This is a genomic window from Blastopirellula marina, from assembly GCF_002967715.1.
Taxonomy (GTDB): domain Bacteria; phylum Planctomycetota; class Planctomycetia; order Pirellulales; family Pirellulaceae; genus Bremerella; species Bremerella marina_B.
This window is the reverse complement of record NZ_PUIA01000014.1, coordinates 112,285-125,688: the sequence shown is the minus strand read 5'-3', so window position 1 is coordinate 125,688 and position 13,404 is coordinate 112,285. Positions and strand designations below refer to the sequence as shown.

Below are 13,404 nucleotides of genomic sequence, written 5' to 3'. Positions count from 1 at the left end.
GTTATGAGACCGTGCCCTGCCTGCGAAGCCGGAGTTTTCATGGCTATCTTGTTTATTCCAGCCCAGTGGCGTGACCTGACCGCTCAGCAAACCAAGGTGGAAATTGACGCAACGTCCCTGCGGGAAGCCATAACTGAGCTTGATCGTCGCTTTCCAGGAATTCATACTCGATTGTTTGAGAACGACGTTGTTCGGCCTTCGATCCAGATTTCGGTCGATGGTTCGCTCAATGCACGAAACCTCCGCACACCGCTGAGTGCCAATAGCGAAGTTCATTTCCTTCCGGCGATTGGCGGTGGCTGACACCCCTCACACTTCCCCCTCCTCAGGAAATCCAACCATGCGTAGCTTGTTTAGCTTATCCCTCCTGCTTGCCCTGCCTTATGCGGCGGTTGCCTCGGCCCCGGAAAACTTCACCGTGAAGGTCCTGGGGGTCGATGCCAACGAAGGGTGCGACATTGCCGACTTCGACGGAGACGGCAAGCTCGACGTCATCGCTGGCCGCAACTGGTATCGCAACGGCGACTGGTTGCCGCGACCGGTTCGCTTCTTTGAAGACGCCAACGGCTACGTTCACTCCAACGGCGATTTCGCGATGGACGTGAACGGCGACGGCAAGATGGACGTCGTCGCTGGCGACTTCTTTCAAGGTCGCGTCAATTGGTACGAAAACCCAGGCTCGCCTGCCATACAGCAAGGCTTCCTGTGGAAAGAACACAACCTGATCGACACCAAGCTGACCACCAACGAAGCGACCGTGATGGTCGACCTGGATGGGGACGGGGTCGATGAGTGGGTCACCAATCAGTGGAACCCCAAGAACCCTTTGCTTGCTTGCCGCTTCACCAAGAACGACAAGGGGGAACCGCAGCTAACCTCGTTCAAGATTGGCGATCGTAACGGGCACGGCATCGGCGTCGGCGACATCAACAACGATGGCCGCATCGACATTCTCGTCGGCCAAGGCTGGTACGAAGGCCCTGAAGGTGGTCCGTGGTCCAGCGCGTGGACGTTCCACGAAGATTGGAGCGATCACCTCCCCTGCCCGATGCTGGTGACCGATGTGAACGGCGACGGCAAGAACGACATCATCGCCAGCAAGGCGCACGGCTTCGGTCTGTGGGCATGGATTGCCAACGGCACCGATAAGGACGGCAAACTGCTCTTCGAGCAGAAGATGATCGACGACACGTTCAGCCAGGCCCACGCGCTGCATCTGGCCGACCTGGATGGTGACGGCAAAGACGACCTGGTCACCGGCAAACGCGTGCGTGCCCACAACGGCAACGACCCAGGCGGCAAAGAACCACCGGTGCTGAACTACTACACATGGGACGCCGCCGGCAACTTCACCCGCCACACCATCAACCGCGGCGAAGTCGGCATCGGCCTACAGATCCGCACGGCTGACATCGACGGCGACGGCGACATTGATATCGTCGTGCCGGGCAAAGATGGCACGCAGATCTTGTTTAATCCGTTGAAGGATTAACCTCTACCCACCACGAACCCTGCCAACGTCACTTCTTAGGCGAAGCAACTTTGACTTCGCCTAAGTATTGGCTTGCGTTGTTCTCTTGCGTGGTAAAGTGAAACGCAAATTCCAGCCGCTGGCCAATCTCGCCCGGCTGGGCTTCTCGCAGCACACGCACTGAACACTTCTGCCCGGCGACCAATCCCGTAAGTTCGAAGCGTCCCTGGGCATCGGTTGTCGTGCCCCATTTGGCCGTCGCTGAATGTACCTCGCCATTGAACTCGAACTCGACAATGGCAGTAATTGGCCGATTAGCGACGGGCGTACCATTTTGCTCGACTAGCGTGCCGGTCGCTTTTATCGGCGCAGCTAACAAGATATCGAACTCATCGGTATCGGGCGGTACGAACGCCAGGCCTTGGCATTTGCCGTCTCGACTTTTCACCGTGACGACATAGGGATATCCAAGCGGTTTCGTCTCGAAATTGCCTTTCTCATCGCATGACATCTGAAACGTCGCGTAGTAGAACTCCTTGCTCGATCGATGGCTTTGAGCGAGCCCCTGAACGCGAGCCCTGGCAGCGCTACATCCACTGCCTTCCACCGTGACCACGTGCCCCGAGAGGACTCGCTCCGGAAACGCTTCGTTACGCAGGTCTAACTTCTTTGGTTCTTCCGAGTCGACCATGAGTTCCTGGTGTTGGGTTCTATTCCTCAGTCGGATCTCGTACTGCCCCTGACCCAATAAGACTTCGTAATTACCCTGTTCGTCGGACTTGGTGTTATAACGCTCAGAGGTGAATGAATGTCGCGGGCCATTCTTCAAACGCTGGTCGACGGGAAGCGTTTCAAAGTATTTTCCCCCCTTGCCATCAATTCGATGGAAACTGAGCTTTTCCATTTTCAAAGGCTGCCCGTTGCGGTCGGCTAATTTGCCAAAGACTCGCGCCATTGGCTTTAGCGTCAAGGTAATAGGCTCTAACGGCTGATCGTGGTGAATGACCAGTGGCTTGACCGGCGCGGCCAGAGCTTCTGTTTTGGCGAAAACGATGGCGTAACTATTGCCGGGAACTTCCAAATAGAACTTTCCTTCGTTATCGGTTCTGTCATAGCTACTAAAGCCTGACGTAGGTTCGTTCGAACCCGAGCAATTGACCGGCACCCCTTCGGCCGGACTTCCATCGGGATTGAGAATGGTTCCCTTAACCGGTACGAGAGGGACCATCTTGATTGGTGCCTTCGACTGCACAATGTTCGATAACACTTTGTGTGTGTAGTAGCCTGGCTTCTGAACGCCAATCGATGGAATCAAGGAGTCTTCAGGAATACGGACCTTCGCCCAGCCTTTGTCGTCCGTGTACGCCGTCATCAAAGTGCCCGAAGGGATCGGAGTAAGACGCCGAGGCAAGTGAACCCACTCAGGCGTTAACGCCGCCTGAACGATCGGTTGCTCGTCGAGATCGACGACTTGGATTGGATAGGTCTTCCAAGGGACAAGCTTCATCTGGACCGTCTCACTATGCATGGGCGAGATGCGGCCAGGCTCTACCTTTCCGAAGCGATCGAACGCAGCGTAGTCCATTCCGCGTTCTTTATCCCAAGCCAGGATTGCATCGGCCTTGTGCTCTGTCGGTGCCCGTATGGTGGCCTTGCCTTGAGCGTCGGTCTGCTGAACGAACTCTCCTAGAAACTCTGGCATGACACTGACATGGATACCTTCGCTTGGGTTGCCTTCAGCGTCTTTCACCTGGACGTCGTATCGGCGACAAGGCTTCAGTACCACTTTCGCAGGCTCCCAGACGGGTTCGCCGATGCGAGTTGTGCCACGTTTGACGTAGCCGGCCAAACCATTACCATCGCTGGCCAGGAATTCAATTCCTGAGACATTGCCCGCCGGCAGCGGCACAACGAATTTCCCTTCCTGATCCGTTCGTGTTATACCCAGCGAAGATCCGAACGGTGAACGGTATTCTGGTTTCCATAGCCCGCGGACTTCGATATCGGGTACGGGGCGATCCCTTTCATCGACCACGAAGCCATACTGCATCGCTTCAAATCGATCTTGGGCAGTCACTGTCGTCGCGGTAAGAAGCAGACCGAAGAGAAGTAGTGAACCAATCCGTGACATTGCATGACTCCGTGCTATTCCGGTGGGGGGAGCCGCCCATCGTAACACACCGATCATGCGGAACCAGCACGATTCCTGCATTTCGTGCCGCTACAGATACTTCGCCAGCGGGCCACCTTGGGCGGCCATAGCGTCGACCTTAGCCGTCACCGTGGGAGCTTCAACGAGCGGTGGGGCGTTCCATGGCTTCAAACGAGCATCGATCACCAAGGCTCCTTCGCAGCCCCAGTGCTTTTGTACCGTGCTGCTGGCGATGCCGTGGACGTCGGCGGCGGGGTTGCTGCGGGTAAAGGTGACCCACAAGAGGTTATTGAGCGTCTGGGCGGTGAACTCGCTTTCGTCGGCGACGATCACCAGCGGGAACCGGTTGATGCTGTCGCTGGCCGAGTAGAACGAGGTGAACCGCTCGATGGATGGTTCGGTTTCCTGTAGGGGCGCTTCGTACTTCGGGCCGCTCACGACCAGCACGCCGGGCATGGCGATCTTCGGTTTGTGGAAGCCATCGGGAAGGGTCAGGTCGCTGGGCAGTTCATTCAATAGCTCGCGAATCGGTGGCCCGACGGCGGCGACAATAGCCTTCGAGCCATGGTTGAACTGGCCGCTGGAGTAGTCGAGCGTGTCGATCGTGGTCTCAGTGAGGAAGTGGATGTCGCGTCGCCAGTCGACACGCCGCAGCATGTGCATAAGGAACGGACAGATCTCGTGCAGGTTCAAACTGGGGTCATCTTGTTCGGCGGCGATGAACAAGTACTTCGCCAGCGACATCTGCCCCTGTCCGAGGATGGCCGAGGCCTGGGTCATCAGTTCTTTCGGACGGCATCGTTCTTCGTATGGAACGTAGCGTTCGCTGCCGATTGCCAGCAGTAGCGGGTGGACGCCGGAGGCATCGACCGCGTGAACTTCCTTCACGCCAGGCAGCACGGTGGGAATGACCGGTCCGGTGATTTCGTGGATCAGCTCGCCGAAGGTTGTGTCTTCCTGGGGTGGTCTGCCGACGACCGTGAAGGGCCAGATGGCTCCGTCGCGGTGATAGACCTTGTCGACCCGCATGGTCGGGAACAAGTGCTTCAAGCTGTAATAGCCGAGGTGGTCGCCGAAGGGGCCTTCGGGCTTTTCTTCGCCAGCATGAATGGTGCCGCTGATGCAGAAGTCAGCCTCAGCGTAGATGGGTAGCTTGGTGCGCGCGGTGGCCATGGGAATGCGGTGCCCGGCCAGGGCCCCGGCGAAACCGAGTTCGGAAAGCCCCTCAGGCAGCGGCATCACGGCGGCCAGCGTCATAGCCGGATTTCCGCCGACGAAGATGTTCACCCGTAGCGGCTCTCCCTTGGCAATTGCGGCGGCGTGATGCACGCCGATGCCACGATGAATCTGATAGTGCAAGCCAACTTCGCTGGCAGGGTCATACTCGTTGCCAGCGATCTGCATACGGTACATGCCCAGGTTCGAGTGATTCAGCCCGCCGTGGCGTGGGTCCTCGGTGTAGACCTGAGGAAGGGTCACGTACGGTCCGCCGTCGTCGGGCCACGAGACTAGCTTGGGCAGATCGGTCAGCTTGATTTCGTTTTGGAAGATGGGCCCGCTGCGGACCTTTTTGGGGAGCATCGAAAGAGCACCCAGTGGCGCGTACGCGTACCGCAGCGGTGATTTCAGCAGTTGGTTCGGATCGATCTTCAGTTCGATCAGTCGCTTCACGGTTTCCAGCGTGTCGCGAAAGATGAAGCGGGCACGCTCGATCGAACCAAACAGATTGCCCACCATCGGAAAGCGGCAATCCTTGACGCTCGCAAACAGAATGGCAGGGCCGTTGTTGGCATAGACGCGGCGCTGGATCTCGGCGATTTCCAGGCGTGCGTCGACAACGTCTTCGACCACTAACAGATGGCCTGCGCGACGGAGATCATCGACGCAGGCTCGGAGAGTTCGATAGCCCATGATTTGTGCTGGTGTGCTTGAGTTGATCCGGCCTACTGGAGATTGCGCCCCATGACAAGCAATCCCAGGAGGTTACCGCTAAGGGAGCGGCCTGACAACACGGCACCACCGGCGGGCGACTAACCGTGGTCGTGATCGTGTGCGCTACCAGGACCGTGCGCGTGGCCGTGCTCAAGCTCTTCAGGCGTCGCTTCGCGCACGTCGACGACGGTGATGTCGAAATAGAGCGTTTCATCGGCCAGTTCGTGATTGCCATCGACGATGACCACGTCGTCTTTGATGTCGACGACAGTGACCAGGACCTGATCGTCTTCGGTCTCAAGAACGAACTGCAGACCTTCTTCGACCTCGCCCAGCTCGGCAAACTGGTCTTTTTCCAGTTCCCAGATCAGCTCTTCGTCGAACATGCCGTAGCCTTCTTCCGGCGGAATGACGACCTGGAAGGTCTCGCCGTTGTCACGGTCGTCGAGCGCCTTTTCCATTCCAGGAATCAAATTCCCAACGCCATGCAAATAAGCAAGCGGATCCGACGCATCGGCCGAATCGATCAGATTCCCTTCGGAATCTTTCAGGGTGTAGGTAATGGAAACGACCGTATTCTTGGCAACTTTCATCGATTCATCCCAGGCAGTGCCCAATGGGCATAAAATATCGTACGGGGCGATAGGTTCAGCATACTGTGGGAAGGGATCGGGCTCAATCTCGGCTTGGGGGAAACTAACTGGTTATGTAGAAAAGAATTAGGCCCAATTCCACCAAGGCGAACGATAATGCCAACCCAGATCGTACAAGGCGACCTTCTGCAGCAAGATGTCGAGGTGATTGTGAATGCCTGGAACCGTAACATCATTCCCTGGTGGCTGTTACTGCCGCAAGGAGTATCGGGGGCTATCAAGCGAAAAGCGGGGGACGCTCCTTTCCATGAACTGGCAAAGCTTGGCCCCATTGCTTTAGGCCAAGCGGTCTTTACGACCGCCGGCAAGCTGCCCTATCGCGGGATCATCCATGTCGCCGGTATCAACATGCTTTGGCGTGCCTCGGAGTATTCCATTCGCCACAGCGTGCAAAACGCGATGCGTCTGGCAGAAGAAAAACAATTCCGCACGATCGCGTTCCCGATTCTTGGCAGCGGCTCTGGCGGTTTTCGCCAGGACAAAGCGCGATCGATCATGGAAGACGAACTGACAAGCTTAGCCAGTTGTTTGGAGGTTACGCTTGTCGAGTATGAGGCCGCCAAATAGGCACTCGCGGAAAAACAGGGCACGAATGCTTGATTCTTGTCGAGCAATAAACGTCTTGCGACACAAGGCGTTACTACAACTTGCACACCTATTTTTCAATAACTTATCACAACCTTGCAACACAAACGCAGCTTATAACGATGCGCAGAATTGGTCACTTCGTGACCAGACAAAGCTTGGCGCATGTTCTTTTTAGGCGGGTTGCAACCCTTCCACCCACCCATATTCAGCGAGTTTAAGGACTACGTAAAGAGATTGATTCACCCTTAACATAACGTTCAGGCTGTGTGGGTTATTTGGGTGATGGGTGCGGCGTGCTAGTAAACCTTTGGGAATCGTGGATGGATGACTTTTCCGAAGACGGTGCGTGTTTCGATAACATTAGTGCTCACGAGGAGCACGGACGTTGCCAATTAAACACGGAGGAGATTCATATGCCGATTAATGATCATTATGTGGATGATACCGATTATGGCTGGGCTATGCGGAACCCAGGTATCGTCGGCGGTTTCTGTCTCGTTTTAGGAATCGCGGTAGGTATCGCAGCCAACCAGTTCTGGCTGCAGCAAGACTTGGTAAAGCAACTCGCTCAAGTTGAAAAAGAAGTCAAAGCAACCCACCACCCGCTCAATCAACTGACCGGGTTCAACGATGCCACTCAGCGAACCAACTCGCTTCTGGCACGCCTGGAAGATCAGAGCAGCAAGCTCTACAAAGCAGGTCAGACCATCCAGCGGTCGGATCGCCTGCACGACGAAATCGCTCGCCTGTCGGCCAAGCTGAATACGGTCGATGCAACGGCCGCCAAGCTCAGCAACATGCAGTCCGACCTGGACAAGGCCACGCTGAAGCTGACCGCTGCTCAGAAGCGTGTCGACGAACTCGAATCGCTGGCCGCTCGACTTGGACGTAGCGGAGTTGACATCTACAAAGCGAAGGACGCGCTTTCGTCGATGGAACTGGTTCAGCAGCAACTGATTAACCAACAGTGCCTGATGCCGGAACTAACCGCCACGGTGGACAATCACTGGAAGCTGCAGAACGCCATCTGCGACCTGGCCGCCCAGTCGGACGCTACCGATCGTGCCATCGATTCGCTGGCCCATAACCAAAACCGCGTACAGCAGTTGGCGATCGACACCGAGCAGTCCAACCTCGTTCTGGCACAGGTGCAATCAATTCTGGACAACCAGAAGTCGATGGATCTGCAGGTGCAGAAGCTGGCCGATACGCTGGATGCCGCTACCGAACTGTCGTACGAAGCAATTCGTCTGAACACTCGCATCAAAGACGTGCGAAAGGAAACCACTTCGGCGACCAAGAACATGGACGAACTGGCCTGGCTGGTGAACTTCCTGAACTCGCAGGAAGAAAAGATCTCCAAGGCACAAGAGAACCTGCACAAGATCGACCAGATCGAAGATCAGGTGGTCCGCCTGGACGATTGTGTGCCAGCCCTGGTAGAGAATGTCGACCTGGTGACAGGCCTGAACAAGACGATGGTTGCTGTCCTGGGTAGCTCGAGCGACCTGCGATCGCAGCTGGCCGAGATCGTTCTGATGCAGCCAGCGGTCGAACAACTGGCTACGCAGTTTCGCCAGATCACTGCTCCTTCGGAAGGAAGCAAGCTGGTCGACGCGAGAGATCGTGCCAAAGAGATGATTGAATCTTCGCAACCAGAGTTGAAGATTCCGATGTACATCAGCCGGGCTAAATAGCACGGCGGGTGGTATCGCCCCCATGCCTGCCCCAGCCGCCGGCGAACCGTGGCAAACAATTGGACATTCGCTTGCCTCCCGTGGCAAACCGTGGCTCTCCTCTTCTTAGGCGAGCGAATGACCAAAAGGATAATCGTCGGCGGCTTAGATCAGAACAAAACTCTGATCCAGGCTAGATCAGCAACTCTTTGACCGGGTGTCGCTCTTCGACCCCGGTTAGTCGGACATCGAGCCCCTGGAACGGGATCGACAGTCGGCGATGATCGATCCCCAGACAGTGCAGGATCGTCGCGTTCAAGTCAGCAATGTGGACCGGATCTTTGACGATGTTGTAGCTGAAGTCGTCCGTTTCGCCATGCACCACGCCAGGCTTCACGCCACCGCCAGCCATCCAGACGGTGAAACAACGCGGATGATGGTCGCGGCCGTAGTTTTCTTTCGACAATCCACCTTGGCTGTAGATCGTGCGGCCGAACTCGCCACCCCAGACGACCAGCGTATCGTCCAGCATGCCGCGCATCTTCAGATCTTGAATCAATGCCCACGCGGCTTGATCGACATCTTTGGCCTGAGCCGGAAGATCGCGAGCCACGTTCCCGTGCTGATCCCAACCGCGATGGAAGATCTGTACAAAGCGTACGTCCCGTTCAACCATACGCCGGGCCAGCAAACAGCTGGCCGCAAACGTCCCGGGCTTGGTGACTTCCGGGCCGTACATATCGAGCGTCGCTTGCGTTTCTTGCTTCAAATCGACCAGGTCCGGCACCGAGGACTGCATGCGGAACGCCATCTCGTACTGCGAGATTCGCGATTGTGTTTCAGGATCGCCTGAAAGCCGATAGGTTTCTTGGTTGATCTTGGAAACGCTATCGAGCATTCGCCGGCGGAGTGAGCTATCGATTCCTTCGGGATTCGACAGGAACAAGATCGGGTCGCCTGACTTGCGCAGCGTGACCGCCGAATGCTTCGACGGCAGGAAGCCGGCTCCCCACAGGCGGTTATAAAGTGCCTGGGCTTCCTTGCGACCGCTCCAGTTGGGTGTCATCACGACGAAGGTCGGAAGGTTCTCGTTCATCGAACCAAGACCATAGCTGAGCCACGAGCCCAAACTGGGTCGGCCAGGCAGTTGGTTGCCGGTGCAGATGTACGTGATGGCCGGGTCGTGGTTGATAGCCTCGGTATGGAGCGACTTTACGATCGCGATGTCGTCGACCATCTTTCCATGGTACGGCAACAGCTCGCTAATCATCGTGCCGTTTTCACCGTAGGGGGAAAACTTGAACTTGGAAGGAGCGATCGGAAAACGCTTCTGACCAGAGGTCATCGTCGTGAGACGTTGCCCCTGCCGGATTGATTCAGGAAGATCTTTGTCGTACCACTCGTTCATTTGCGGCTTGTAGTCGAACAAGTCCATCTGGCACGGAGCACCGGCCATGAACAAGTAGATGGCCCGCTTCGCTTTGGGGGCGAAGTGGGGCAGATTGGGCAGACCGCCAATGCCAGAACTGGGAAGCTTCGCTGCCTGGGCCGGCAGATCGGTCATCGAGGCCAGCGCCGCGGCACCTAGCCCAAGGGCCCCCTTCTGAAAGAAGTGGCGGCGGGTGATCGCTTGGATATATTCGCTCTGAGGATCCATCGAATAGGTCCTTGATACGTTTCGCGGGGTAGGAGGGAATTAGCGTTGGATAACGACTTCGTCGAGGTTGAGTATCGTATTGCACACAATCGCCCAGGCCGCTAATTCTGCTGGGGTCTCGTCCTTGCCAACCAACTTGCTGGTGGCTTCCGGGTTTTTCTGGAAGTAGGTAAGACTATCGAAATACAACGCTTCAAGCTCTTTCTTTTGAACTTCGTTTTCCTGGTTCAACACGCACAGTGTTACCAGGTAGTTCACCTTGGAAACGGGGTCCGAGCCCCCTTCGTCCATCACGCGTTTGGCCATGGCAACGGCTGCTTCGACGTACTGCGGATCGTTCATCAGCAACAAGGCCTGAAGCGGCGTGTTGGTGCGTTCGCGACGGACGGTGCACGACTCGCGATTAGGAGCATCGAAGGTGCTCATCTGCGGTGCCAAGGCCGTTCGCTTGATGAACGTGTAGAGCGTACGACGATGCACTTTCTCGTGCCCTTCGTCCGCTTTGAACTGCACCGTGTTGCTGCCGGAATAGCCGACCGCTTTCCACAGCCCGTCTGGCTGCGGAGGCTTAACCGATGGACCGCCTATTTTATCGACCAGCAAACCGCTGAATGCGAGGGCCTGATCGCGGAGTACTTCGGCGTCCAAACGATACCGAGGACCACGAGCCAGCAGTCGGTTTTCGGGATCCTTCTTCAGCAGTTCTGGCGTTAGCTTCGACGACTGGCGATAGGCCGATGTCATCACCAACCGCTTCATCAACTGCTTGATATCCCAGCCATTCTCGCGGAACTCGATGGCCAGGTTGTCCAGCAGTTGCGGATGGCTAGGAACGCTTCCCTGAGAACCGAAGTCCTCAGAAGTTTTCACCAGGCCCACGCCAAAAACATGCTGCCAGTAACGGTTTACCGTCACGCGGGCCGTCAACGGATGATTTGGATCCAAGAGCCACATGGCCAGACCGAGTCGGTCTTTGGGCATTTCTTCGGTCATGGGTGGCAAGAAGGCCGGCACATCGCGCGGGACTTCTTCACCGATCTGATCGTATTCGCCCCGAATCAAGATATGCGAGGGAACTGGCTTGGCAGCTTCTTTGTAGACCAGCGTCGTCGGCGAAGTCTTCTTCAGATCGGTCTGCTTGTCGGTCATCGCCTTCAACTCGCCACGTAGTTTATTGAAGGTCTCTTGCGTGTCCTGGCAGACAAATTCCAGAAAGTAGCCGCGGAGAGCTTTCGCTTCGTCTTCGCTTCGCTTGTCGGCTTCTTTCTTCAGGATCTCGGTGACCTGCTTGTTCTCAGGGTTAAGGGAAGCTGGCGACTTGGCGGCGAACTCGGTCCACGACTGCAGCGACTTGAACTGTGGCTGCTTGCCGTGTTTGGTCACGTAGCCGGCCTTGTCCCAATAAACGGTGCCGTCCCACTGAGTGAATGCCCAGCCGTTGACTTTATCCCCTTCTTTCAAGCCAACCTTTTCGATCGGCACTTCCAGGCGAACCCACTTGCCAGCTTCTGGCAGATCACCGATGCGATGCTTGGTTTTGCCGGTGTTGCCGTAGGGAATGAGGTCTTCGCCCCAGAATGCGCGTTGGTCCCAGCCCCCGTTATTCCACTGGAACATGACTTCCTTCGGTGGATTCTTCGGGTCGAGATAGACGTAGCCAAACAGGACGTCTCCCTTGTACACCGTAAACGTCTGATCCGAGCCGTTGAAGTAGACCTGATCGTTGCCGGTGACGGTACGTTTGGCCGACTTTTCGCCACTGAAGACAGGCTCTGGCTTTGTCACCCAGTTGTAGTCACCACTGACAGTGGCTTTGCCCGGGATGCCATCTTCAATCCAGACGACTTCTTCGGGTTTGATCTCCGGCGTATCGACGCCGGGGCCTGGGTCTTGGTACTCGATCTTGGCGAGCGTTGATTTGATTTCTTCCCGCTTCTGACCGATCTGCTGATCGAGCTGGGCGAGCTGCTCGGTGGCTTCTTTCGAGTAAATCGCCGGGGCATGGTCTTTGACGTTCCCGTCCATCGGGCTTCCGTCGATGCTGTTGAAGAAACCATACATCGAGTAGAAGTCTTTTTGCTTGAGCGGATCGTACTTGTGATCGTGGCAACGCGTGCAGTCCATGGTCAGTCCCATGAAGACGGTCCCGGTGGTCACCACGCGATCATTCACGTTACGCATCTTCACTTCCGCCGTGATCGAGCCCCCTTCGCTGGTCGTCACGTTGCAGCGATTGAAGCCTGATGCGACTTTCTGCTCCCACGATGGGTTGGGCAGCAGGTCGCCGGCCAACTGTTCGGTGAGAAAAACATCGTATGGCTTGTTCTCGTTGAGGGCCTGAATCACCCAGTCGCGATACATCCACATCTCGCGGTAGTTATCCAAATGCAGGCCGTGCGTGTCGGCGTAGCGAGCCGCATCCAGCCAGTACCGCGCCATGTTCTCGCCGTATTGCGGCGAGGCCAACAGGCGATCGACGACCTTCTCGTAGGCGTCAGGCGAGTCATCTTTAACGAATGCGTCGACCTCTTCCGGAGTTGGTGGAAGACCGGTCAGGGTGAACGTTACCCGGCGAATCAGGCTCAGCTTGTCGGCAGGCTCGCTTGGGGAGAGACCTTCTTTCTTCAGTCGTGCCGCCAGGAACTGATCGATCTCGCGCTGATTCCAATCAGCGATATCGACCTGCGGTGGATCGGTTTTCTTCGGAACTTCAAAGGACCAGTGACCTTGGAACTTGGCACCTTCGGCGACCCACTGTTTGAGCTTGCCGATTTCTTCCGGAGTAAGGCTTTTGTTCGAGTCCGGAGGAGGCATCTTCAGCGACTCGTCCGCGGTGAGAATTCGCGCAATCATTTCGCTTTCGTCCGGCTTGCCAGGCACGATGGCGGTCATGCCGGAGTCAGCTTCCGCCAGCACGCTTTCCGCCACGTCGAATCGGATGCCCCCTTCGCGATGTTTTTCGTCTGGTCCGTGGCAGGCATAGCAGCGATCGGAAAGTAGAGGGCGAATATCTCGATTGAAATCGATTTCCGCCGACTCTTCTGCCCAGGCTGCTCGGGGAGCCAGTGCCAAGAGGGCCAACGCGGCACCGAGAAGCATCTTCCGCGAGATGCTCGAGAGTTGCAGCGAGATCATAAGAACGTCCGGTTCTGGGGAAGGGGTGAAAGTTCAGGCGGGACGACAAGCTATATCGCGTGATAGTAACTCGCCCATTTGCAAATCCGGCAGGTCTTGCCCGATTTGCAATTCACTTTACCTTCATTCTACACCACCGA

General features: G+C 56.4%; 9 protein-coding genes. 4 read left to right on the top strand and 5 right to left on the bottom strand.

The genetic code is table 11. From position 1 onward, the window contains the following. The first annotated feature begins 39 nt into the window (after nt 1–39). Both C5Y96_RS01860 and C5Y96_RS01855 read left to right on the top strand, forming a co-directional pair. Complete coding sequence (locus C5Y96_RS01860) at nt 40–303, top strand: MoaD/ThiS family protein (protein WP_158261040.1); 264 nt, start codon at nt 40–42, stop codon at nt 301–303. Nucleotides 304–340: 37 nt separating this feature from the next. Then, complete coding sequence (locus C5Y96_RS01855) at nt 341–1,492, top strand: FG-GAP repeat domain-containing protein (RefSeq protein ID WP_105349849.1); 1,152 nt, start codon at nt 341–343, stop codon at nt 1,490–1,492. Nucleotides 1,493–1,520: 28 nt separating this feature from the next. On the opposite strand, the gene C5Y96_RS01850 is transcribed toward C5Y96_RS01855, so the two are convergent. The 3 genes from C5Y96_RS01850 to C5Y96_RS01840 all read right to left on the bottom strand — a co-directional run bounded on the left by C5Y96_RS01850 (nt 1,521) and on the right by C5Y96_RS01840 (nt 6,148). Then, nucleotides 1,521–3,602, bottom strand: a complete 2,082-nt coding sequence (locus tag C5Y96_RS01850; protein WP_105349848.1) for a carboxypeptidase regulatory-like domain-containing protein — start codon at nt 3,600–3,602, stop codon at nt 1,521–1,523. Between the two features lie 90 nt (nt 3,603–3,692). Continuing rightward, nucleotides 3,693–5,534, bottom strand: coding sequence for a UbiD family decarboxylase (locus tag C5Y96_RS01845; RefSeq protein ID WP_105349847.1), 1,842 nt, complete (start codon nt 5,532–5,534; stop codon nt 3,693–3,695). Between the two features lie 119 nt (nt 5,535–5,653). Beyond that, nucleotides 5,654–6,148, bottom strand: coding sequence for a peptidylprolyl isomerase (locus C5Y96_RS01840; protein WP_105349846.1), 495 nt, complete (start codon nt 6,146–6,148; stop codon nt 5,654–5,656). Between the two features lie 156 nt (nt 6,149–6,304). Here C5Y96_RS01840 and C5Y96_RS01835 point away from each other — a divergent pair, with 156 nt between their 5' ends. Continuing rightward, complete coding sequence (locus C5Y96_RS01835) at nt 6,305–6,775, top strand: macro domain-containing protein (protein ID WP_105349845.1); 471 nt, start codon at nt 6,305–6,307, stop codon at nt 6,773–6,775. A 434-nt stretch (nt 6,776–7,209) separates the two neighbouring features. Next, nucleotides 7,210–8,493 carry a hypothetical protein gene (locus C5Y96_RS01830; RefSeq protein ID WP_146115483.1) on the top strand — a complete coding sequence of 428 codons (1,284 nt, stop codon included), beginning with the start codon at nt 7,210–7,212 and terminating at the stop codon, nt 8,491–8,493. 172 nt (nt 8,494–8,665) lie between these two features. On the opposite strand, the gene C5Y96_RS01825 is transcribed toward C5Y96_RS01830, so the two are convergent. Together C5Y96_RS01825 and C5Y96_RS01820 are read right to left on the bottom strand one after the other, a co-directional pair. Next, nucleotides 8,666–10,129 carry a DUF1501 domain-containing protein gene (locus C5Y96_RS01825; RefSeq protein WP_105349843.1) on the bottom strand — a complete coding sequence of 488 codons (1,464 nt, stop codon included), beginning with the start codon at nt 10,127–10,129 and terminating at the stop codon, nt 8,666–8,668. Nucleotides 10,130–10,168: 39 nt separating this feature from the next. Then, nucleotides 10,169–13,264: a PSD1 and planctomycete cytochrome C domain-containing protein gene (locus tag C5Y96_RS01820; RefSeq protein WP_199188609.1), complete on the bottom strand. Its 3,096-nt coding sequence runs from the start codon at nt 13,262–13,264 to the stop codon at nt 10,169–10,171. Nucleotides 13,265–13,404 lie beyond the last annotated feature (140 nt).

Bases quoted from the DNA above. Each gene is read 5' to 3' on its own strand.
- C5Y96_RS01860 (WP_158261040.1), top strand. From the start codon at position 40: ATGGCTATCTTGTTTATTCCAGCCCAGTGGCGTGACCTGACCGCTCAG.
- C5Y96_RS01850 (WP_105349848.1), bottom strand. From the start codon at position 3,602: ATGTCACGGATTGGTTCACTACTTCTCTTCGGTCTGCTTCTTACCGCG.
- C5Y96_RS01840 (WP_105349846.1), bottom strand. From the start codon at position 6,148: ATGAAAGTTGCCAAGAATACGGTCGTTTCCATTACCTACACCCTGAAA.
- C5Y96_RS01845 (WP_105349847.1), bottom strand. From the start codon at position 5,534: ATGGGCTATCGAACTCTCCGAGCCTGCGTCGATGATCTCCGTCGCGCA.
- C5Y96_RS01820 (WP_199188609.1), bottom strand. From the start codon at position 13,264: ATGATCTCGCTGCAACTCTCGAGCATCTCGCGGAAGATGCTTCTCGGT.
- C5Y96_RS01855 (WP_105349849.1), top strand. From the start codon at position 341: ATGCGTAGCTTGTTTAGCTTATCCCTCCTGCTTGCCCTGCCTTATGCG.
- C5Y96_RS01835 (WP_105349845.1), top strand. From the start codon at position 6,305: ATGCCAACCCAGATCGTACAAGGCGACCTTCTGCAGCAAGATGTCGAG.
- C5Y96_RS01830 (WP_146115483.1), top strand. From the start codon at position 7,210: ATGCCGATTAATGATCATTATGTGGATGATACCGATTATGGCTGGGCT.
- C5Y96_RS01825 (WP_105349843.1), bottom strand. From the start codon at position 10,129: ATGGATCCTCAGAGCGAATATATCCAAGCGATCACCCGCCGCCACTTC.